The sequence below is a fragment of the Marinobacter salexigens genome (assembly GCF_002806945.1).
Taxonomy (GTDB): domain Bacteria; phylum Pseudomonadota; class Gammaproteobacteria; order Pseudomonadales; family Oleiphilaceae; genus Marinobacter; species Marinobacter salexigens.
Map to the genome: position 1 here is coordinate 315537 of NZ_NIHC01000006.1, position 21917 is coordinate 337453.

Genomic DNA, 21917 nt, shown 5'->3' on the forward strand with positions numbered 1-21917 from the left:
CATGACAGAACCGATCCGAATTTTCCACAACCCCCGCTGTTCAAAATCACGCCAGACTCTCGAACTGCTTACAGACCGGGGCATAGAGCCGGAAATTATACGCTACCTGGAAACTCCGCCGACAGAGCAGGAACTTTCAGATATTCTTGAAGCACTTGGCCGCCAGCCCCGCGAGCTTATGCGTACCGGCGAAAGTGAATTCAAGGAACTTGGCCTGAACAACCCGGACCTGAGCCGTGAGCAGCTGATTGCTGCTATGGTAGCAAGCCCGAAACTCATTGAGCGGCCAATTGTGCTGGCCAACGGTAAAGCCGCTGTGGGCCGTCCACCTGAAAACGTACTCACAATTCTCTGATTGTACGACCGCCGACAAAAGGAAGCCAAAGTGCCCGAGCAACTGCCTTATATTCTGATTCTCTATTACAGCCGCACAGGGCAGACTGCGGAACTGGCAAGCCAGATAGGCCGGGGTGTCGCGAGAGTGCCCGGCATCGAGGCAAAATTACGCTCCGTTCCCATGGTCTCACCAGATACAGAGGCTTCCCTGCCAGCGGTTCCTGACACGGGGGCGCCCTACGCCAGCAAGTCCGACCTTGCCAACTGTGCCGGTCTGGCCATCGGTAGCCCCACACGCTTCGGCAACATGGCCGCGCCACTCAAACACTTCCTGGATACGACCGGTGACCTCTGGTTAAACGGTGCTCTCGCCGGCAAGCCCGCCGGGGCGTTTACCTCGACCGGGAGCCTGCATGGCGGCCAGGAGACTACGCTCTTAACCATGATGATACCTCTGCTTCATCACGGCATGGTGTTGTGTGGCCTGCCCTACACAGACGAAAACCTGAGCAAGACCACAACCGGGGGCACACCCTACGGCCCTTCCCACTGGGCCGGCACCGATGAGCAGCAACCCTTGAGCAACCATGAGAAGGCTCTTTGCCAACTCTTTGGCGAACGCCTCGCAAGGCTGGCGCTCAAACTGGCAGACTAACTCATGTACAGTTTTGCTACACAACCCCCCTTTAATACTTTATCTGGAACCTGAGAATGCTCCATAACCCCAAAGCGCGGCAAACCGCAAAAGCAACCCAGCTTCTCTATCTGGCGGTGTTGGCTACTCTTTTGATTACAACGTTTTATCCTGCTCCGGTTGCAGGGGTTTCCATTGCTCTGATTCTATCGGTCAAACTGATCCCGCTGTTGGCACTGATAGTGCCCGTATTTCGTGGCAACAATCGCGGCTATATCTGGCTGGCCTTCGTGGTGATTTTTTACTTCACCCAGGCAGTAGTTTCATCATGGCTAAGCCAGGGGGCACCTGCCCCGGTTGTTCTTATGATACTCACGCTCCTGTTGTTCATCATGGCGATGGTTCATTTGAAAGTGAACCGACCGGTTACAGGCTGACATGCTCCAGCAGCGGAAAGCGACACTTCATGCCCGATTCCACTAAACCAGCACCTTCAGCACCGGCTTCATCATCAAGGCCACCTGCACCACCACGCAGCATCCTGACTTTGCGGGATGTATGCACTGCGCTGGTCAGTGATGGTGAAATCAGCCAGGAGAACGCCGAGCGTGTTCTTTCTGCCAATCTAGGCTCTGCTGGCAGCCACACAGCAAAGCGCCATCCGTTGGAGCTTGTGGCAATTGCCGCGCTCACCAGCGAGAAAAGCAGCAAGACTCTTGATCTTGAGCGGCTGACAAAGTGGCTGGCAGATTGGGCGGGGCAGCCCTACTACCACATTGACCCTTTAAAAATAGACACGCCTGCCATTGCACGAGTGATGTCTTATGCATTCGCCCAGCGCCACGGCATTCTCGCAGTTGAGATTGGCAATGACGAAATATTGGTGGCCAGCGCCGAACCCTTCAAAGTTGACTGGGAAGGCAATCTGCGCCAGGCCGTAAGAAAGGATATCCGCCGGGTTGTGGCGAATCCTGATGACATTCGCCGTTACTCCATCGAATTCTACCAGCTCGCAAACTCCGTCAATAAGGCAAGTGGCGGCCAGGCTCCTGGCAATAAAGCCGGACAACAGAACCTCGAGCAACTACTGGATCTGGGAGCCAGTGACAGCGCAGATGCTAACGACCAACACGTTGTGCGAATTGTTGACTGGCTTCTGCAGTATGCGTTTGATCAACGCGCGTCAGACATCCACATTGAGCCCCGCCGAACTTTGACTCATATACGCTTTCGAATTGACGGTGTGTTGCACAGCGTTTACGAGTTCCCTGAGCATGTCGGCATGGCCATTACAAGCCGGCTCAAGATACTGGGGCGCTTGAATGTTGCAGAAAAGCGCCGCCCCCAGGATGGCCGCCTGAAAACCCGCAAACCCGATAACAGTGAAGTGGAGCTACGTCTGGCCACAATGCCAACGGCGTTCGGGGAAAAAATGGTGATGCGGATCTTTGACCCTGATGTTCTTCTGAAATCTTACGAACAACTGGGGTTCAATCGCGAAGATCGGGAGCGCTGGCAGGAAGTCACCACGAAACCCCACGGAATTGTTCTTGTTACGGGCCCCACAGGCTCGGGCAAGACCACCACTCTGTACTCCACACTGAAACAGATCGCCTCTGCCGAACTGAACGTCTGCACCATAGAAGATCCCATCGAGATGGTTGAACCGGCATTCAACCAGATGCAGGTTCAAACCAATATTGACCTTACTTTTGCTTCTGGCGTCCGGGCATTGCTAAGACAAGATCCCGACATCATTATGATCGGAGAAATCCGTGATCTGGAGACCGCCGAAATGGCGGTGCAGGCAGCATTGACCGGACATCTGGTACTTTCCACCCTGCACACCAACGATGCTCCGAGCGCCCTGACCCGAATGATGGAACTGGGCATACCGCCCTATCTGATTCGCGCAACCGTGTTAGGTGTTATGGCGCAACGGCTGGTTCGAACACTGTGCCCACACTGCAAAGCCTCTGCTCCCGTTGATGCAGAAGCCTGGCAGACCCTTACCAAGCCTTGGAAAGCGCCAGTGCCAAAGGAGTTTCACATTCCCGTTGGTTGTCTTGAATGCCGCAACACCGGTTATCTTGGTCGTGCTGGAGTCTATGAAATCATGGCACTGTCTGGCGCGCTGACAAGCCAGATAACAGATCACTGCGAGCTGGAGCAACTGCGGCTGGACGCGTATCGCGAGGGCATGAAATCACTGCGTTTGAGCGGCGCCCAGAAAGTAGCCAGTGGGCTGACCACCGTTGAAGAAATACTCAGGGTAACGCCAGCAAGCCAGCGCTGATGCAGAGGTAAGCATACGGGCAAGTGGCGGGAGGTGCAGCACCTATGCGCCGGGTCTTAGCCCGCACTGCTCCAGCAACGCCTGCCAGGCTTTGGTATGTTGCTCCACAGCGCGATCCAGGTTGGCCCAAACGCTTTCAGCACCTTGAAGGACAAGCACTGAGCCACGCCACTCACGAAAATCTGCTGGCATGACATCTGCCTGCATATCCGCCAACTCAGATAAAGGCTCTACCAAATCCGTGCGAGCCCGTCGCAAGTCAGCGAGGTAGGGTTGAACCTTTCCGATGTAGATACTGAAAAACATACCCTGAACAATGGCCGACTGACTATTGGGCTTGCCGTTGAAGCACAGTGGCCGACCACCCAGCCGCTGACGAATAAGGTAGGTGGCATCTCCGAGGCGCGTAGCAACCAGTTGGCTGCTATTGATGAGTTGGCCAGCCCGGTATTCAGCCTGCCAGCGCTGATGCACTTTGCCCCAAAAAGCCAGATCCACCTCAAGATCCTGTTCAAGAAGTGCCACCACTGCTTTATTTAACTGGCGGGCTTCTCGGGCAAGATCGGAAACTGAATCAGCACTCTCAACCGGATACTCCCCTTTTGCGAGAGTGAACAGGGTTTCCACCTCTTCCACACCCCAAGTCGCGTTCCAAATCGCGATAGGCAATGACTCACGCTTGCTTACAATGGCTTGTTTTAAAATCTCCCGAAGCTCTTCGTTCCCTTCCGTTTCCAGGCACTCGCCAGCAGCACGAATAAAACGCACTTCGTACCGCAGCCGGTTCAGTGGCTGCATTACCTTGCCCATGACGGAGTTTTTCTCCCCCACCACATACTGCAGTTCGCAACCATATAACGAAAGGAAATCCAGCATGCCCAGCTCAAGCTCAGGCATTGGTAGCACCCGATTGCGGCGTCTCGGTATTTGCACAGCCGCAGGAATCTCCGAAAACTCCGGTTCTGTGCCCAGCACCCGCCCTACCCGCTCCACGTATTCATCCATCATGGGCCGGGCATCTGAGAAAGGATCACAGCCCGCCAGCAACGGGAGCGCCACTGCGAAAGCAAGCAGTCTGACAGCTCGGATTGCTGGCATGTTTACCTCCTGGCACAGAACCCGCTGGCTGGAAAGCGATTACCTTTTTTGCAGCAGCGCAGCGTCCACCTCAGCGAAGTTACGGGCGACAAAACGCTCGCTTTTAGGCAGATCGCCGTCCCGAACAAGCCAAGCGGTTTTCATACCAGCGGCCTCTGCGGCCTCGAGTTCAGCTTCCACATCCGAGAGGAACAGGATTGTTGCGGCTTCAACACCAAGCTCAGCAAGAATGTTCCGGTAGGCTTCCGGCTCTCTCTTACCACCTATCCGGGTGTCGAAATAGCCAGAGAAGAACGGCGTGAAATCGCCTGCGGTGGTAAAGCCATAAATCAGCTTCTGGGCTTTCACCGAACCAGACGAGTAAACATACAAACGCAGGCCACGATCATGCCAGTGCTGCAGGTATTGGGCGGCGTCCTCATAGATATGGCCTTTGAGTTCACCTTGCTGATATCCCTGCTCCCAAACCATGCCCTGAAGTGCCTTGAGCGATGTAGCTTTGCGGTCTTCGCGAATCCATCCTTGCAGTGCGTCGATCAGCGCCCCGGCATCCTCACGGTCTGCACCGGACTCTGCTGCCACTTCATCCAGCAGCTCCGACACTTCGGGGCTATCCCAGTGTTCGCGGACAAACTCCGGCAGGTGCTCTGCGGCATAGGGAAACAGCACATCGTGCACAAAAGATATTGAACTGGTAGTGCCTTCAATATCTGTAAGAATCACGCGAATCATAGCGCTTCTCCTTCCAGTGTTTCATAGCGCGGTAATTGCCCGGCAATATCATCGCCGGTGAACTCCGCAACCCAGCCTTCCGGATTGGTGAACAGGCGAATACAGGTAAACTCCGGCTCCGGCCCCATATCAAACCAGTGCCTGGTGCCTTCCGGTACGCTGATCAGGTCGTTTTTCTGACACTGAACCGCAAATACCTGATCGCCAAGATGCAAATAGAATATGCCCTGCCCGCGCACGAAAAATCGCACTTCATCTTCGCTATGGGTGTGCTCTTCCAGAAATTTCTTACGAAACGCGTCCTTCTGGGGATTATCCGGGTTCAGGCTCACCACATCGGCGGTCTGAAAACCGCTTTCGGCCTTCAGCTTCGCAATCTCGGCGCTGTAGGCTTGCAGAATCTGCTCCGGTGCGGCATCCGCTGGCAAATCCTGGGTTGGCCAGCGCTCAAACCGAACACCCTTGCTTTTCAGCAGGGCACCTATCTCACCAGAGTCATGGGTAACTGTCGGCGCAGCTTCCGGGTTGTGTGCGTCAAAAATACTCAATATCGTCATGGGCGAACCCTCATGGTTGCGAGCTCACACTCGAATAAAAATTCAAAGGCCTCAACATGCCGCAGGCAATCCGCCATGGTTCTACCCCAGGTATATAGCCCGTGCCCGCGAATCAGGTAACCGGGTTGCTCAGGGTGTTTGCAGAACCACTCCTGGGTGTCCCTGGCCAGAGCTTCAATATCCTGAGTGTTATCAAAAATCGGAACCGTCACCGCTGTCTCGTGGGTGTCCACGCCATCAAAGGCTTTTTGCAGTTCGTAGCCTTCAAAGGTTAAACATTCCCCGGCAGGTACCAGCCTGCTTAGCACGGTTGCATTCACAGAATGGGTGTGAAGAACCGCGCCCGCATCCGGAAACACCTGATACAAGCCTGCGTGCAGCAAAGTTTCTGCAGAGGCGCGGGGGTTACTCTGTACCGGCCTGCCCTGAAGATCCACCACCATGACATCGCCTGCACCCAATCGCCCTTTGTGGCGGCCAGACACAGTAATGGCAATATGATCCTGATCCACGCGGGCAGAATAGTTGCTACTTGTAGCGGGCGACCAGCCACGGTCGTACAGAAAACGCCCAGCATCCACTATGGATTCGGCGACAACAGCGTATTGGGTTACATCAAACACGGCTTTACTTTCCAAATGGCGAAGCGCATGGCTCATGAGTTATACGCAAATGATGCCGTGCTGCAATCAGATCAGCAACAACAGAAATGGCAATTTCTGCGGGGGTTTTGCTGGGGATGTTAATACCGATCGGCGCCCTCAGTTTCCACAATAGTGCAGAGCCACACCCGCCTGCCTTGCTCAAGCCATGACAAAACATCGTTGATTACCGACTCATGGCCACCGGTCATCTGTGGTGCCGGGGTGTCAGGCATCTGCTTTCAAAGGCAGAGTGCGCTGGCGTTTGCCGGTCAATGCGAACAGTGCGTTGCCCAGCGCAGGAATAACCGGCGGCACCCCGGGCTCGCCAACGCCGGTTGGCGATTCGGTACTGGGCACTATATCGACCGTTACATCTGGCCGCTCATACTGTCGCATCAACTGAACATCGTGGAAGTTGCTCTGCCGCACCCTGCCACCCTCGAAGCTTATCTCGCCATAGAGGGCGGCAGTCAGGCCAAAGATAATCCCGCCTTCAATCTGGTCTTCCACAATGCGCGGGTTCACCACTTGGCCGCAGTCCACGGCACAGGCCACCTTGTATACCTTGATGGCTCCCTTCTCGATACCAGCTTCAACCACCTGCGCCACAAAGGTTCCAAAGCTCTTGAACAGCGCTATGCCTCGCCCGCGACCTTCCGGTACGGGGGTATCCCAGCCAGCCATTCCCACGGCCCTGTCGAGCACGTCCAGATGCCGGGGCTGCCCTGCCAACAGTTTGCGGCGGAACTGGTAAGGGTCTTCGCCGGTTTCGTGTGCCAGCTCATCCATAAAGGTTTCAACGGCAAACCCATTGTGGGAATAACCCACGGACCGCCAAAACGTGACGGGAACGCCGGGGTCGGTATGGGTGTGTCGAATATCAATATTCTCCACGTTGTAGGGGTATTCAATAGCTCCTTCAATCGCAGACATATCCTTGGGGGTCGCAACACCTTCGGCAAGCAACCCAACCTTGCCCAGAGTGTCGTACATAAACTTGGGTGCCCAGGGATATTGTGCCGGTGCAGCATTACGCACATACCAATCCAGCAACTGGGGGCCAACAATCTGGTGATGCCAGCCAGTCAGCTGACCAGCGTCAATACCCGCCTGCATCCGGTGCAGCATGGCAGGGCGATACAGGTCGTGTTGCGTATCCTCTTCCCGCGACCAGATAAGCTTCACCGGCTTCTTCACCCGATAGGCCACGGCTGCCGCTTCTTCAATAAAATCCTGAGTCAGGCGACGACCAAACCCACCACCCAGAAACGTGGTGTGAATCGTGACATCGCTCGGCGAAAGGTCGGTCACTCGCGCAGCCCCGATTCGGCCAAGATCCGGAGCCTGTGTCGGCGCCCATACTTCGATGCTGTCACCTTTGTACCACGCGGTGGCATTCATCGGCTCCAGTGTTGAGTGGGCCAGATAGGGCTGGCTGTACTCTGCCTCAAACACCTTCCCTGCTTTTTCTAGAGCGTCTTCATAGTCGCCTTCACTGCGCTCTGACTCGCCACGATCTTCGTCTGCCGCCTTGCGATAGGAGGTAAACACCTCGCTGGTGGAAAGTGAGAAGGCATCGGAGTTGTCCCATTCTACTTTCAACGCATTCTGGGCCTTGCGGGCACGCCAGTACTTGTCAGCCACAATGGCCACGCCGCGCTCAATTTCAAACACGTCAAGAACACCCGGCATGGCGCGGACGTCACTTTCATTGAAGGAGGTCACCCGCCCGCCGTATTGCGGTGGACGGCTTACCACGGTGTAAACCATGCCCGGGAGTTCAACATCTATGCCGTAAACCGCAGTACCTGTGGATTTGGCACGGGCATCAAGCCTGCCCTGCTGCTTGCCAATGTACTTCCACTCGCTGGCTGGCTTGAGCGCGACATCACCGCGAATAACCTCTTTGGATGCAAGCTCTACCAACTGCCCGTAGCGCATGGAATCCAGACCATTAGGATGAAGCACCCGACCCTGGCTGGCGGTGCATTTTTCTGCATCCACATTCCATACCCTGGCGGCAGCCATAATGAGCATTTGCCGCGCCGAAGCACCCGCCGTGCGCAGCGGCTCCCAGCTGGTGGAAATACTGGTACTGCCACCTGTGAGTTGTAACTTATACAAGGGGTTGCGATATTCCCGCGCCACTTGCGCGAACCTGGGGGTGATCGCCTCGGGGTCGACTTCCAGCTCTTCTGCAATCAGGGTGGTCAGACCGGTATAGGTACCCTGCCCCATTTCAACCCGGGCCAGAGTAAAATGAATCTCGTCCCTATTTGTAATCTCCAGCCAGGCATCCGGCTTCCACTCACCGGTCTCTTCTTTGTAGCCTGTCGGCATGCTCGAACAACCCGGGAGAGAGAGGGACAGCATCAGCGACCCGGATGCGCCTGCACCCACTTTCAGAAAATCACGTCGATTCATCGCCATATCAGCTTTCCTCTCCCGCAACAGAGGCATCGTATGCCAAAGAACTTCCTGCCACTGATTCAACCGCGGCAATGATTCGGGAGTATGTGCCACAACGGCAAAGGTTGCCGGTCATAGCCGCCACAATGTCGTCCCGGGCAGGAGCCGCGTTGGTTGCCAGAAGATGGGCTGCACTCATTATCTGGCCCGACTGGCAGTAGCCACACTGGGGCACGCCTTCTGCAATCCAGGCTTTTTGCAGGGCGTGCAATTGGCCGTCTTCAGCCAGGCCTTCAATGGTAGTTACCTCACCACCGACAACCGACTCTACCGGCGTTGAACAGGAACGCACTGGTTGCCCATTCAGGTGCACCGTGCAAGCACCGCAAAGGCCCACACCACAGCCAAACTTGGTGCCCTTGAGCCCCAGCTCATCACGTAACACCCACAACAAGGGGGTATCACCCTCAATATCCAGCGACTGCTGTACGCCGTTAACTGTAAGGCTTAGTGCCATGCTTGCTCTCTCCCACTGACTTTCCCGGCGTACTATTCAGATGCACTACCCAGGCTCTTTATTTTAGGTACCAGAAAGCTGTTTGCCGCCTTAGGCATAGGCATTACTTCACAACTTTCTCACCATCTTTATTAACCCAGATTTCACGCTCATCTGTGTTCATTTTTCCTTTGGAATCCCAGATTTCACGATTCTGCGTTTTTTCTTCGATCTTGCCTTTGTCATCCCAGATCACACGGTCTTTGCATCCCGCCAGCGCCAGAACAACAAACGCAATCAGTGCGACTTTTTTCATCGTCAGTTCCTCAATTCAGTTTGGAGTACAGGCTTGTTTCGAGCCCTGGCGCATAAACGAGAGACCCGCACTAGCCCGCTCCGTAGAGTTCCCGGTTGTGCTGCTTTTCTCTTTCACTTTTACGCACCATGACATATACCGCACCGGTTCCACCATGGCGCTTCTGAGCTGAATGGAACGCCATTACAGCCAGGAGTTCAGGCAACCACTTGGCGAGATAACTTTTGAGCTGAGCAATGCCATCAGGATTCCTCTCTCCCTTGCCGTGAAGAATTATGACGGATCGCAGGCCGTACCGGACACAATCTTCGATAAACTGGAAAACCTCTTTGCGGGCCTGCTCAACAGTCATACGATGAAGATCCAGCCTGGCCTCGATGGGATACTGGCCAAGCCTGAGCTTGCGGAAGACGCCATTCTGTATGCCAGGGCGCTGCCAACTGAGAATATCGTGGGCTGTTAAGGGCTCAACAATGTCAGAAGTCAGTGGGTTAGCATCTTTGAAAGGGCTTTCCACAGCAGCACGTTGACGCTCCAGGTGGCCCGGCGTCAGTTCACGTGGTGTGGTTAGCTCAGCGCGATTGGTTTTTCGGATGCGCCGAACGTCCTTCATTTCCTCAAGAAAACTGAGGCGTTCATCTTTAGTAGCCATGGCCGTGTTTTCAATAACCTCCTGAATACCGGAACCTTACCACTAGGCACACTTTCCATAAAGAAAGCCGGCGAATTGCACTAACTTACTGCGCAAACCCAACTCGCAGTTAACGCGCAGTTACAGCTGCGACCAATATCGTAGAGTGAACCACCGCCCTAGTGTTCTACACTGTAGCCTGACAATAATAACGCATGAGCGGAATAGTTATGGCACCAGCAAACAAGGACACTACCCGCCCGCAGAATACCCGCTCTATAATGGTCTTCCTGCAAGCACACGCCCCTTTTTCCAATATGGATGATGACCATCTTGCCCACTTTGCAGAACACGCCACACTGCGGTTCTACGCCGATGGCGATGTGGTTCTGTCCGCAGAGGACGGTTTGGTTGACAGGTTTTACGTTGTTAAGCAGGGACGGATTCGTGGAGAGCGCCACAACGAACAGGCTGACAAAATGGAAACCACATTTGAGATCAGTGTCGGCGAATGCTTCCCACTTGCCGCGATTGTCGGCGAACGACCCACTCGAACACTCCACCGCGCCGCTGGCGACACCTTTTGCCTAAGCATTGAGCAGGATGCCTTTGTCAGCCTGTTCTCCGAAAGCGAACCCTTTCGAGATTTTTGCTTACGGGGTGTCAGCAGCCTGCTAGATCAAGTGAACCAACGCATACAAACTGGCGCCATGGCTTCCATGGGCTCGAGCATTTCCCTAAACACGCCACTTGAGCGTTATTCGCTTCGCAAGCCTATTACATGCCTCGCTGAATTAACTGTTCGAAAAGCCGTCGCTCACATGCATGAAAACAACGTTGGCAGCATTGTTATTATCGACGACAACGAGCGACCCACTGGGATTTTCACCCTCCGCGACCTACGCACCATGATTGCAGAAGACCGCTGTACACTGGACTCCCCGGTGCACGAAATCATGACCAGAAACCCATGCAGCCTGCCTGCGGAGGCAGATGCATTTGATGCTGCCATGCTGATGGCCGAACACCATTTTTCACATCTCTGCCTGGTGGACAAAGACGGTCGCCTCATTGGAATGGTGTCTGAACGAGACCTGTTTTCACTGCAACGGGTCGACTTGGTAAATCTCGCCCGCACTATTGGTACTGCAACCCAATTGAGCACGCTGGTCGGCCTTCGCGCAGACGTTTCCGGTCTGGTTGACGCCATGCTGGCTCACGGAGCGGACTCTGGCCAGGTTGTGAAAATCATCACCACTCTTAACGACGTCACGGTGCGACGGGTTCTTGAACTGAACATCCAGAAGAATGACCCTGGTATTCCGTTTACCTGGCTCACATTTGGTAGCGAGGGGCGGCAAGAGCAAACGTTGTTGACTGACCAGGATAATGGCATTCTTTTCCAGACTCCTGATGGTATGACGGAAGATCAGGTGCGGGAAAAGCTGCTACCTTTTGCCCGAGTCGTCAATGATGAACTTGCAGAGTGTGGCTTTACCCTATGCAAAGGCAACATCATGGCCAGTAACCCGAAGCTATGCCTGAGCGACCGAGAGTGGGATGACTGGTTCATTCGGTTTATAGATGCATCTACCCCGCAGAATCTGGTTTACTCCTCCATATTTCTCGATATGAGAGCAATATTTGGCCCCACCGACTCTTTGGAAGGACTTCTTGAGCGAGTGCTCACAAGAATTCGTAACAACGCACTGTTCCAAAAAATGCTTGCAGGCAATGCACTTCAAAGAAAACCACCCCTGACCATGTTCAGAAATTTCCGCTATGTAACCGATGGCAACAAACGCAGCCTGGATTTAAAACGTCAGGGCCTTGCACCTTTTGTTGAATCGATACGTGTATTTGCACTCGCTAACGGAGTAAGAAGCGCAAACACGCTTGAGAGGATGGATGAGCTAGTCAAAACCGGCGTTTTTGACTCCAAAGATGCCGATGCCTGGAAAGATGCCTACAGCCTTATCCAGGTCATTCGCATGAGAGCTCACCAGGAAATGCTCGACAAAGACGAAGAGCTTACGAATTACATCGACCCAGACGACCTGAACCCTCTGGACAGGCGCATTCTGCGTGAATCATTCCGGCAGGCACAGCGCCTGCAGCAAAAACTCGAACTTACCTACCAACTCTGAACCCAGGCAGCCGCCCCATGTTGGAACAGATCAAACTATGGATTGAACGCTGCAGAAGAGGCCGAACAGGCAGCATTGCCCCTGAAATGCTACCCACTCCCAAAAAACCGGGTGACCAACTGCTTTCTGATTGCAGATTGATCGTGCTGGACCTCGAGACAACCGGCTTGAACGTGGGAAAGGATGAAGTCATTGCGATAGGCGCAGTTGCTATCAATAAAGGAGCTATTGATCTTAGCGACCAGTTCGATCTGATTTTAAAGCGCCCGGAGCTGGATATCACCGAAACGGTTTTGATTCACGGGATTGGACCCGAAGCACTCACCCACGGTCATGAAATCGAAGAGGCACTGCTATTTTTGCTGGAGTGGATGAATGGGGATCCCGTGCTCGCGTATCACTCTGCTTTTGACCAGGCATTTTTGGAAAAAACCCTGAAAGCACAACTCGGTTATACGCGGAATCACACATGGATGGACGTAGCCGACATGTTGCCCGCATTTTTCCCCAACACCCCAACGGGCGGCAAGGGTCTTGACTACTGGGCAGACTATTTTGGCCTTGAAGTAAGCGCACGACATCATGCAGCTTCTGATGCACTGGCAACCGCTGAGTTGACATTGATTGCACTGAACAGAGCCCACAAAATCGGTCTGAAAACCCTCAAGGAACTACAGGGTAAGTTACGCTACCACAGGCGCTTGCAAAGCATGCATGGCGCTTGATCAAACAGCCGACTCTCCCCTGAAAAGTAGCGTTTTTTGAACACCCTTCCCAGAATTAGACTTATTGCCAATATCCATAAACCACCGGTTCAGTAAAGTCGCTAGTAAGGGCAAGTAGGGGAAATACTAATATGAATAATAAATTCTCCGATACCTTTAACTCACCGAATACCTAATGCAGACAAACAACAACAAGACAGGAGTAATCCTATGTCAGGTCATAGCTACGATGCTGAAAAGTACTGGAAGGCGAACCTTCGCCTTATATTCGGGAGTCTGATTGTCTGGGCTCTGGTCTCTTATGGCTTTGGAATCGTTCTCCGCCCCATGCTTTCGGGTATCCCTATCGGCGGTACCGATCTAGGCTTCTGGTTCGCGCAACAAGGCTCCATTCTCACGTTCATTGCACTGATCTTCCACTACGCGTGGCGCATGAACAGACTCGACAAACAATTCGGCGTGGACGAGGAGTAAGCGTATGAGCCAATTTGCGATCAACATCATGTTCGTAGGTGGGTCCTTCCTCATCTACATACTCATCGCTGTCTGGGCCAAGGCAGGAAGCACTAAAGACTTCTACGTCGCCGGCGGCGGGGTTCACCCCATCACAAACGGCATGGCAATCGGTGCCGACTGGATGTCTGCAGCATCCTTTATTTCCATGGCAGGTATTATTGCCGCCAGTGGCTACGCAAGCTCCGCCTACCTGATGGGCTGGACGGGCGGATACGTTCTGCTAGCGATGCTACTTGCACCTTACTTGCGTAAATTCGGCAAGTTTACAGTGCCCGAATTTATCGGTGACCGCTTCTACAGCAAGCAAGCGCGGCTCGTGGCAGTCATCTGCCTGATCGTTGCGTCGCTGACTTACGTTATCGGCCAGATGGCCGGTGCCGGTGTAGCCTTCTCCCGCTTCCTGGAAGTTGATTCCACCATGGGCCTGATAATCGCCGCCGTGGTCATCTTCATCTATTCTGTACTGGGTGGCATGAAAGGCATTACCTACACACAGGTTGCCCAGTACTGTGTACTGATTCTTGCCTACACTATTCCGGCTGTTTTCATTTCGCTTCAACTAACCGGTAACCCGATTCCGGCGCTCGGTCTGTTCTCCACCCACCTTGATTCAGGAATGCCGATTCTCGACAAGCTCAACCAGGTTATTACCGATGTGGGCTTCAGCGAATACTCTGCAGACGTTGACAGCCACCTGAACATGGTTCTGTTTACCCTGACGTTAATGATCGGTACTGCCGGCCTGCCCCACGTTATCATTCGCTTCTTCACGGTTCCAAAGGTTGCTGATGCGCGCTGGTCTGCTGGCTGGGCTCTGGTGTTCATCGCCCTGCTATACCTGACTGCGCCTGCTGTTGCGTCCATGGCTCGCCTGAACTTGATGACAACCGTTTACCCGGATGGCACTGCCGCTGAGCCAATTCGATATGAGGATCGCCCACAGTGGGTTAAAGAGTGGGAAGTCACTGGCCTGATCAAGTACGTGGACAAAAACGAAGATGGCCGCATCCAGATGTACAATGACGCATCCGACGAACCCGGCACAGCGTTCCAAGCTGAAGCGGAAGCTCGTGGCTGGAAAGGCAATGAACTGGACGTAAACCGTGACATTATCGTACTGGCCAACCCCGAGATCGCTAATCTTCCTGGCTGGGTTATCGGTTTGATTGCTGCGGGCGGCCTTGCTGCTGCACTATCGACAGCGGCAGGCCTCCTGTTAGCCATATCTTCGGCCATCAGCCATGACTTGATTAAAGGCTCAATCAATCCGGGCATCACTGACAGGGGCGAATTGCTGGCAGCCCGTATCTCCATGGCCGTTGCGATTGTTGTTGCAACCTATCTCGGCGCTAATCCCCCAGGGTTTGCTGCACAGGTTGTAGCGCTGGCTTTCGGTATCGCGGCAGCCTCACTGTTCCCGGCCCTGATGATGGGCATATTCTCCAAGCGCATTAACAACATCGGCGCTATTGCGGGTATGTTGAGCGGTCTGGTATTCACTCTTTCGTACATTTTTGTGTACAAAGGATGGTTCTTCATTCCGGGCACAGCTAACCTTGCAGACACTCCAGCAAACTGGGTACTTGGTATCTCTCCACTGTCGATCGGTGCCATTGGTGCGCTGGTCAACTTTGCGGTAGCCTTCGTTGTAGCTAATGCGACTGATGAGCCGCCCGTTGAGATTCAGGAACTGGTTGAAAGCGTTCGTTACCCACGCGGTGCCGGACAAGCTCAAGACCACTAAGCAGCACTCTTACCTGATTAACTCATCGAGTTGACGGGTTGTTCTGGACGGGCTTCCTCTATGAGGGAGCCCGTTCTTTTTTAAGGGAAATTTTTATGTTCTGGACTCTTGTCGCCACCGTTTTCTGCGGACTGGGTGCCGCCGGTATAGCCTTGGGCATCCGCGCCGCCACCCGAAACATGGCGCCCAAATGGATTATTCCGGTATTTGCCGGTGCCGGCATGCTTGGGTATCTGATCTACGGAGAATACACCTGGTTTGACCACAAACAGTCACGCCTGCCTGGTGAGGCCGTGATTGTAAGCACAGAACGCACAGGCATTTTCTGGCGCCCCTGGTCTTTGGTCTACCCGTACGTAACCGCGTTCTCCACCGTGGATACAGACAGCATCGGGCGGGAAGATACCAGCAACCCTGATATCGTGCGATTTACATTGTATCGCTTCGAACAAAAGATAACGGATGCAGTATCTCACAGAGTGCATATTATTAACTGTGCAACCCGTGAGCTTGTCCCCATCGGCTCGGACGGAACACCAAGGATAGACAACCTCAAGGTTCTGGAGCGCAGCGACATGCTTTATTCGACGGTATGCATCTACTGACATTCTGCTAATAAGACACGGCAACCCGCCCAACCTGACGGAAGTGCAGAAAAATGATTAGTGTCTGGCTGCTGGTTTTAATTTCCATCACCTACATATCAATCCTGTTTATCATCGCTTGGGCGGGTGACAAGCACCCCGGCCTCTATCGCAGGCGCTTGGCCAGAACACATGTTTACTCACTGTCTCTGGCAGTCTACTTCACTTCCTGGACATTCTACGGCGCCGTAGGCCGAGCCACGCAGGAAGGCTTGGGCTTTTTACCCATCTATCTCGGTCCCTTACTGGTCTTTGTCTTCGGTGCGCCTCTGTTACGGCGCATCATCTATATAAGTAAGCGTAACAACAGCACCTCTATCGCAGACTTCATTGCCTCTCGGTATGGCAAGTCCCAGCTACTGGCCGCGATGATCGCAACCTTTGCACTGATTGGTAGCGTGCCCTATATCGCCTTGCAGTTGAAAGCCATCGCTATGGGTTTCAGTGTGTTATCCAACACCGGAAATGGAACGCAGGAGCTTAGCACTGCAGCCTGGAGTGACGCAGCCTGGTACATCACTCTGGCACTCACTGCTTTCACTGTGCTCTTTGGCACCCGCCATCTTGAATCCACTGAGCACCACCGAGGGATGATTCAGGCGGTGGCCTTTGAATCGCTGATCAAGCTGGTTGCCTTTGTTGCCGTTGGACTGTTTGTCGGATACGGGCTCTATAATGGATTTGGCGATTTGGCGGGGAATATAAAACAAGCTGGCTTAACCGGCATTCTTACAACCGATGGTCTTGAGGCACCCGCTTTCATCACCCAGACTCTCGTCGCCATGCTTGCCATCATCTGCCTGCCAAGGCAGTTCCACGTTATGGTGGTAGAGAATGCTGACCACAGAGACTTTGAGGTGGCACGCTGGGCGATGCCCGTGTATCTCATTGTGGCCAGTGCATTCGTGCTCCCAATCGCAGCCGCTGGTCTTCTGGCACCGGAAGTTATAGCGGATAACCCCGACATCCTCATCCTGCAGCTACCAATTATGGCCGGCAAGGAGTGGCTGGCGATTCTCGCGTTTCTTGGCGGTGGCTCCGCAGCCGCCGCCATGGTTATCGTGTGCTCCGTCGCCATTGCCACCATGGTAAGCAATGAAATCATCATGCCGGCTCTTCTTAAGTTCTTCAGGCCTCGAATGAATCGGCAGGCCGATCTGAGCTCCCTGCTACTGGGCATTCGCAGGGTCGCAATATTTGTCGTGCTGCTAACAGCTTACGGCTTTTACCGGATGGCGGGGAAAGACTATAGCTTGACGTCATTTGGGCTGCTGTCTTTTGCAGCTGCCGCACAGTTCGGGCCAGCACTGGTAGGAGGCATTCTATGGCGCCGCGGGAACGCTACTGGCGCAGCTTGGGGGCTGGGCCTCGGCTTTCTGATCTGGTGCTATACCCTGTTACTTCCAGCCCTGGCATCAACAGGCTGGTTCAGCGACTCACTTATTAACCAAGGTATGTGGGGCCTTAGCTGGACCAGACCGACCGCTCTTTTCGGACTGGATCTCGACCAGACCAGCCACGGCATTATCTGGAGCCTGGGTATTAACACCTTGGTGTACGTTCTGCTTTCACTAGTGACCCGCCAGAGGGTGCGCGAGAAAATCCAGATTGCCTCCTTCTTTCAGGACCCTCATCCGAAAGGTGATTCCGTTCAACATCAAAGCTGGCAGAGGGAGATTCTAACATCCGATCTCCAAGCCCTTAGCGACAGATTTATGGGCGAAGAACGCTCTGAGGCCATTTTCCGTAATTATGGACGCCGTAATGCGGTAAGACTTTATCCCCAGCGCCCCGCATCAACGCATCTGATGAAATATGTAGAGCGCCAACTTGCTTCAGTGATAGGTGCATCTACCGCCCGCGTGGTTCTCGAATCAACCCTTACGGGTCGAGATATGCAGATCGAAGATGTCGTCAGCATTGTTGATGAAGCATCGCAAGCCATGACTTTCAGTCGGGAGCTCCTGCAATCGGCTATCGAAAACATCAGCCTTGGGGTATCCGTGGTCAACCAGCAACAACAGGTGGTGGTTTGGAACCAGCGATACCTCGAGCTATTCAGCTATCCGAAAGGCTTTGTGAAAGCCGGCAGGCCCGCTGAAGACCTAATGCGCTACAACCTGACCAATGCCCATTTGCCCGCCCGGCGCATCGACGACATCATTTCTGACCACTACGCCAGCATGCGGGAAGGCAAGCTTATATCCTATGAACGCCAAAGACCGGACGGGACTGTCATAAAAATAGATGGCAGCCCAATCCCCGGTGGCGGTTACGTGACAACCTTTCAGGATATTACGGCGATGCGTCGCACTGAGCAGGCGCTAAAAGAAACCAATACTTATCTGGAGCAGCGAGTTAAAGAAAGAACTCTGGAATTGCAGGCAATAAACGAGCAGATGCTCAAAGCCAAGTCCGTTGCAGAACAGGCTAACCAAAGTAAAACCCGCTTTCTGGCCGCTGCCAGTCATGACTTGTTGCAGCCCCTTAATGCTGCCCGCCTGTTTACCTCAGCTCTGGCAGGTAAAGCCAGCAGTGATGAAACCAAAGACCTTGTTGACCATATAGACAGTTCACTCGGTGCAGCAGAAGAAATCATCAGTACTCTTCTGGATATTTCGAAACTTGATGCAGGGGCACTGGAGCCAGACCTTGGCGTGTTTCCCGTAAATGATATTATGCGTCACCTGGCTACCGACTTTACTGCCATCGCAGAAGACCAAGGCCTCAAGCTACATGTGGTGCCCAGCAGTGCTTGGGTTTATTCCGACTCCAAGCTGCTCAGGCGAGTGATACAAAACTTCCTGTCTAACGCAATACGCTACACGACAAAAGGTAGAATCCTTCTGGGATGTCGACGCCTTAAGGGTTACCTGCGCATCGAGGTATGGGACACCGGCCCAGGTATCCCGGGAGATCAGTTAACCTTGATTTTTGAAGAGTTCCGCCGCTTTCAGCAAGGCAAGGACAAGAAGGGATTAGGCCTCGGCCTCGCAATAGTCGACCGTATCAGCGATATGCTGAATTATCCTGTTAGCGTTCAGTCTGTCCAGGGAAAAGGCAGCGTCTTTGGTGTCACTGTTCCCCTCGCACCCGAGGGCCAATCCCGGACAGACACCGTGGAAACAGCTACGACAAGCTCCCGGCGCGTTTCCACTCTTGGCGGTCTTAAAGTGCTCTGTATCGACAACGATCCGGCAATACTGCAGGGAATGGTCGCACTGTTAAGTAACTGGAAATGCGATATAACGGCAGCAGAAAGTCTTGAGCACGCATTAGAGCAGCTTGGAAGAACGCAGCCCGACATCATACTTGCCGATTATCAGCTTGATGACGACAAAAATGGACTGGACGCAATGGATGCCATACGTGCCTCATTCGAACAAGACATACCGGGCATTCTGATAACCGGGTATATGGCTCCAGAAGTCCGCGACGATGCTATTGAGCGTGGGTATCAGGTTCTCTATAAACCCGTTAAGCCTGCAGCTTTGAGAGCTATGGTGAACAAACTTTTGAAACATAAGCGATCATGAGCATCCCGATAAAAAAGGACATAAGCGCCTTTGGTAAACTCACCTACCTGGTGATTGACGACTTTGAGAACTTCAGAATCTCAATGCGTCATATGCTTCGAAGTTGCGGTGCCCAAAACATTGAACTTGTCGCCAATGCCAGGCCCGCAATACAGTACTGCACATACAATCATGTTGATGTCGTGCTCTGCGACTATAACCTCGGGAAAGGAAAAAACGGGCAACACATTCTTGAAGAACTTCGCCATAAAAAGCTGCTGAAACGAACGTCCCTATTTCTTATGGTCACTTCAGAAACGTCCAGGCAAATGGTTTTGGGCGCGCGTGAATACCAGCCAGATGCATATCTGACCAAACCCATTAATCGTACCATGCTGGAAAAGCGCCTCGGTAGCCTGATCGAACAACGTAACGCATTACTCACAATAAACCGGGCAATAGATCAGGAAAACTATCCAGAAGCCATTTCGCTCTGCATCGCAGCCGTTAAACGGCTACCACGGTATAAAACCTGGCTGATGAAAACCTTGGGGGAACTCTATTTTTTGCTCGGAGACCTTTCCCATGCGCTTAAAGTGTACGACGACGTTCTTTCCCAGCGTGAGTTGACTTGGGCCAGAGTCGGTCGAAGCAAAATTCTCTTAGCCAATCATCGCTATAATGAGGCAGTCGAAAGCCTGAATGAGTTGGTTAAAGCCCACCCTGACCATATGGAAGCCTACGACCTCCTGGCACTTGGCCTTGAACGCCAAAATCGCTCCATGCGGGCTCAGAAGGTACTTGAACAAGCAACTCAGCATTCTCCCAATGCTCTTCTCAGGCAAAAGCATCTGGCAGAACTTGCCGAATCAAACCAGGACATGACAACAGCCGCAAAGGCTTGGCGAAGCACAGTGATCCTTGGTACTTATTCAATCCATGATAACCCAGACCATTACATCTCCCTCAGTCATGCATTATGCGAGCTCAGCGAAGGCGACAAAGATACGGTGGGAGAAGAGCTCGCGAACGAAGCTCTTTCAATACTTGATACCATGTTAAAACGATTTCCAGATAATCAGGCCCTTGAACTTCGTAGCCAGATCATCAAATGCCGGATTTATTCAGTTATGGGGCAGACCAATAAAGCTAATTCAATACTGGTAAGCGTCGATGGAAGGTTCCCGGATACAGGCTGTATACCTTTGGAAACAGGGCTGGACTACGCTAAAACATTATTCCAGCTTGGCCATGAAAGTGAAGCAAAAAAACTGCTCGACGATTTGGCTACGAGTCTTAATGATGACGCTTACGCAGTTAAAAAAATTGAAAACCTTCTGGACGAGCCTGTCAGCTTCCGCCTGAAGATTAACGCCCGCAGCTTAAATCGGGAAGGAATTTCAGCCTTCGAGTCTGGTGATCTTAATGCGGCTGAAGATATCTTTACCAAAGCGCTTGAGATAATTCCGGATCATCCGGCGCTGAACCTCAACCAAGTTCAGGTTCTTATCAAAAAACATGCAAGCGGCAACAGCAGTGAGAAACTTATAGAACGCTGTAAGCAGCACCTTGATCGCTTGTCCGACCTTCCAGAAAGGCATAGGCAATACAGGCGCTACGTTGCTCTAAAGCGAAAACTGCAGGCACTGACTCTATGAAAAACCGGAATATCGACTTTTCTATGGTACTGGCTCTGACGGTACATGATATGAAGAACTCTCTAGGGATGCTGCTCAACTCCCTGGATGAGCTGCGAACCGAGAACTATGACAACCTTAACGATTCCTCAAAGCTTAATACCCTTCAGTACGAAGCTGAACGGATACACAACGATCTTGTGCAGTTGCTCGGAATATACAGGCTTGGTGAAAATAACCTTTCCGCACATATAGAAGAGCATTCCGTTCCTGAATTTCTGTCTGAGCACTTGGCCAGACACACGCCACTCCTGGAAGGCCTCGGGATTGAGTGCACCATCGAAGTCGAGGCTATAAGCGGTTATTTCGATGCCGATCTGCTTACAGGCGCCCTGAACAACATAATCAACAATGCAATTCGCTATACCGAATCTCGTATAAGGTTAACAGCCAATGAACGAGACGGCTATCTGGTGATAGGGATAGAGGATGATGGCGAGGGATACCCCGAAAGCATGCAGCATACGGGAACCTTGAGCTTCAAATCCTTGGACTTCAATACAGGAAGCACCAGCCTTGGTCTTTACTTTGTATCTGCTATTGCCAATCTTCATTCCGAAGGCGAACGAACAGGTTACCTCAAGATCCGCAATGGTGGAGAAATCGGCGGAGGCGTTTTTGAAATCTGGCTTCCATAGCCGACACCAATGATAGCTCCTCTCAAACCTAAATTCCGGGCATAAAAAAACCCCAGCTTCTTTGGAAGCTGGGGTTTTGGGTATTAAGAGTCTGACGATGACCTACTCTCACATGGGCAAATGCCACACTACCATCGGCGCA

21 protein-coding genes are annotated in these 21917 nt (G+C 52.9%); 12 read left to right on the forward strand and 9 right to left on the reverse strand.

Annotation, left to right across the window (positions count from 1 at the left end):
• Window position 1 precedes the first annotated feature (1 nt).
• From arsC to tfpB, 4 genes are read left to right on the forward strand one after another with little or no spacing between them, the layout of a single operon-like run.
• Window positions 2-355: an arsenate reductase (glutaredoxin) gene (arsC, locus tag CDH47_RS13710; protein WP_100640454.1), complete on the forward strand. Its 354-nt coding sequence runs from the start codon at window positions 2-4 to the stop codon at window positions 353-355.
• Window positions 356-385: 30 nt separating this feature from the next.
• Window positions 386-991, forward strand: a complete 606-nt coding sequence (wrbA, locus tag CDH47_RS13715) for an NAD(P)H:quinone oxidoreductase (RefSeq protein WP_100640455.1) — start codon at window positions 386-388, stop codon at window positions 989-991.
• A gap of 56 nt (window positions 992-1047) precedes the next feature.
• Window positions 1048-1407, forward strand: a complete 360-nt coding sequence (locus tag CDH47_RS13720) for a DUF2069 domain-containing protein (protein ID WP_100640456.1) — start codon at window positions 1048-1050, stop codon at window positions 1405-1407.
• Between the two features lie 29 nt (window positions 1408-1436).
• Window positions 1437-3266, forward strand: a complete 1830-nt coding sequence (tfpB, locus tag CDH47_RS13725; protein WP_100640457.1) for a type IV pilus assembly ATPase TfpB — start codon at window positions 1437-1439, stop codon at window positions 3264-3266.
• 42 nt (window positions 3267-3308) lie between these two features.
• On the opposite strand, the gene CDH47_RS13730 is transcribed toward tfpB, so the two are convergent.
• The 9 genes from CDH47_RS13730 to smrA form a co-directional block, all read right to left on the reverse strand.
• Window positions 3309-4364, reverse strand: a complete 1056-nt coding sequence (locus CDH47_RS13730; protein ID WP_100640458.1) for a DUF3080 domain-containing protein — start codon at window positions 4362-4364, stop codon at window positions 3309-3311.
• A 39-nt stretch (window positions 4365-4403) separates the two neighbouring features.
• A complete protein-coding gene (mtnC, locus tag CDH47_RS13735) occupies window positions 4404-5096 on the reverse strand; it encodes an acireductone synthase (protein ID WP_100640459.1) in 693 nt (230 codons plus the stop codon).
• Window positions 5093-5653 carry a 1,2-dihydroxy-3-keto-5-methylthiopentene dioxygenase gene (locus CDH47_RS13740; protein ID WP_100640460.1) on the reverse strand — a complete coding sequence of 187 codons (561 nt, stop codon included), beginning with the start codon at window positions 5651-5653 and terminating at the stop codon, window positions 5093-5095. The genes mtnC and CDH47_RS13740 overlap by 4 nt, the downstream gene beginning before the upstream one ends.
• Window positions 5650-6276 (reverse strand): methylthioribulose 1-phosphate dehydratase, encoded by a 627-nt coding sequence (locus tag CDH47_RS13745; protein ID WP_100640493.1) that lies wholly within the window; start codon window positions 6274-6276, stop codon window positions 5650-5652. The genes CDH47_RS13740 and CDH47_RS13745 overlap by 4 nt, the downstream gene beginning before the upstream one ends.
• A gap of 4 nt (window positions 6277-6280) precedes the next feature.
• Window positions 6281-6475 (reverse strand): XdhC family protein, encoded by a 195-nt coding sequence (locus tag CDH47_RS13750; RefSeq protein WP_153045483.1) that lies wholly within the window; start codon window positions 6473-6475, stop codon window positions 6281-6283.
• Between the two features lie 47 nt (window positions 6476-6522).
• Complete coding sequence (locus CDH47_RS13755) at window positions 6523-8727, reverse strand: xanthine dehydrogenase family protein molybdopterin-binding subunit (protein ID WP_100640461.1); 2205 nt, start codon at window positions 8725-8727, stop codon at window positions 6523-6525.
• A gap of 1 nt (window position 8728) precedes the next feature.
• Window positions 8729-9223 carry a (2Fe-2S)-binding protein gene (locus CDH47_RS13760; RefSeq protein ID WP_100640462.1) on the reverse strand — a complete coding sequence of 165 codons (495 nt, stop codon included), beginning with the start codon at window positions 9221-9223 and terminating at the stop codon, window positions 8729-8731.
• A 103-nt stretch (window positions 9224-9326) separates the two neighbouring features.
• Complete coding sequence (locus tag CDH47_RS13765; protein ID WP_100640463.1) at window positions 9327-9518, reverse strand: hypothetical protein; 192 nt, start codon at window positions 9516-9518, stop codon at window positions 9327-9329.
• Window positions 9519-9588: 70 nt separating this feature from the next.
• On the reverse strand, window positions 9589-10170 hold the full coding sequence (smrA, locus tag CDH47_RS13770) for a DNA endonuclease SmrA (RefSeq protein ID WP_100640464.1): 582 nt from the start codon (window positions 10168-10170) through the stop codon (window positions 9589-9591).
• Between the two features lie 209 nt (window positions 10171-10379).
• Here smrA and CDH47_RS13775 point away from each other — a divergent pair, with 209 nt between their 5' ends.
• The 8 genes from CDH47_RS13775 to CDH47_RS13810 all read left to right on the forward strand — a co-directional run bounded on the left by CDH47_RS13775 (window position 10380) and on the right by CDH47_RS13810 (window position 21775).
• Window positions 10380-12296, forward strand: coding sequence for a putative nucleotidyltransferase substrate binding domain-containing protein (locus CDH47_RS13775; RefSeq protein ID WP_100640465.1), 1917 nt, complete (start codon window positions 10380-10382; stop codon window positions 12294-12296).
• A gap of 17 nt (window positions 12297-12313) precedes the next feature.
• Entirely contained in the window at window positions 12314-13021 is a 708-nt protein-coding gene (locus tag CDH47_RS13780) for a 3'-5' exonuclease (protein WP_100640466.1), read from the forward strand.
• A 210-nt stretch (window positions 13022-13231) separates the two neighbouring features.
• Complete coding sequence (locus CDH47_RS13785) at window positions 13232-13495, forward strand: DUF4212 domain-containing protein (protein ID WP_071268071.1); 264 nt, start codon at window positions 13232-13234, stop codon at window positions 13493-13495.
• 4 nt (window positions 13496-13499) lie between these two features.
• On the forward strand, window positions 13500-15281 hold the full coding sequence (locus CDH47_RS13790) for a sodium:solute symporter family protein (protein WP_100640467.1): 1782 nt from the start codon (window positions 13500-13502) through the stop codon (window positions 15279-15281).
• A gap of 95 nt (window positions 15282-15376) precedes the next feature.
• Window positions 15377-15886 carry a hypothetical protein gene (locus CDH47_RS13795; RefSeq protein WP_100640468.1) on the forward strand — a complete coding sequence of 170 codons (510 nt, stop codon included), beginning with the start codon at window positions 15377-15379 and terminating at the stop codon, window positions 15884-15886.
• A 53-nt stretch (window positions 15887-15939) separates the two neighbouring features.
• A complete protein-coding gene (locus CDH47_RS13800) occupies window positions 15940-19461 on the forward strand; it encodes a hybrid sensor histidine kinase/response regulator (protein WP_100640469.1) in 3522 nt (1173 codons plus the stop codon).
• The gene (locus CDH47_RS13805; RefSeq protein WP_100640470.1) at window positions 19458-21098 is read left to right on the forward strand and encodes a tetratricopeptide repeat-containing response regulator; all 1641 of its coding nucleotides are present in this window, start codon (window positions 19458-19460) and stop codon (window positions 21096-21098) included. The genes CDH47_RS13800 and CDH47_RS13805 overlap by 4 nt, the downstream gene beginning before the upstream one ends.
• On the forward strand, window positions 21095-21775 hold the full coding sequence (locus CDH47_RS13810; protein WP_100640471.1) for a sensor histidine kinase: 681 nt from the start codon (window positions 21095-21097) through the stop codon (window positions 21773-21775). The genes CDH47_RS13805 and CDH47_RS13810 overlap by 4 nt, the downstream gene beginning before the upstream one ends.
• The last annotated feature ends 142 nt before the right edge of the window (window positions 21776-21917 follow it).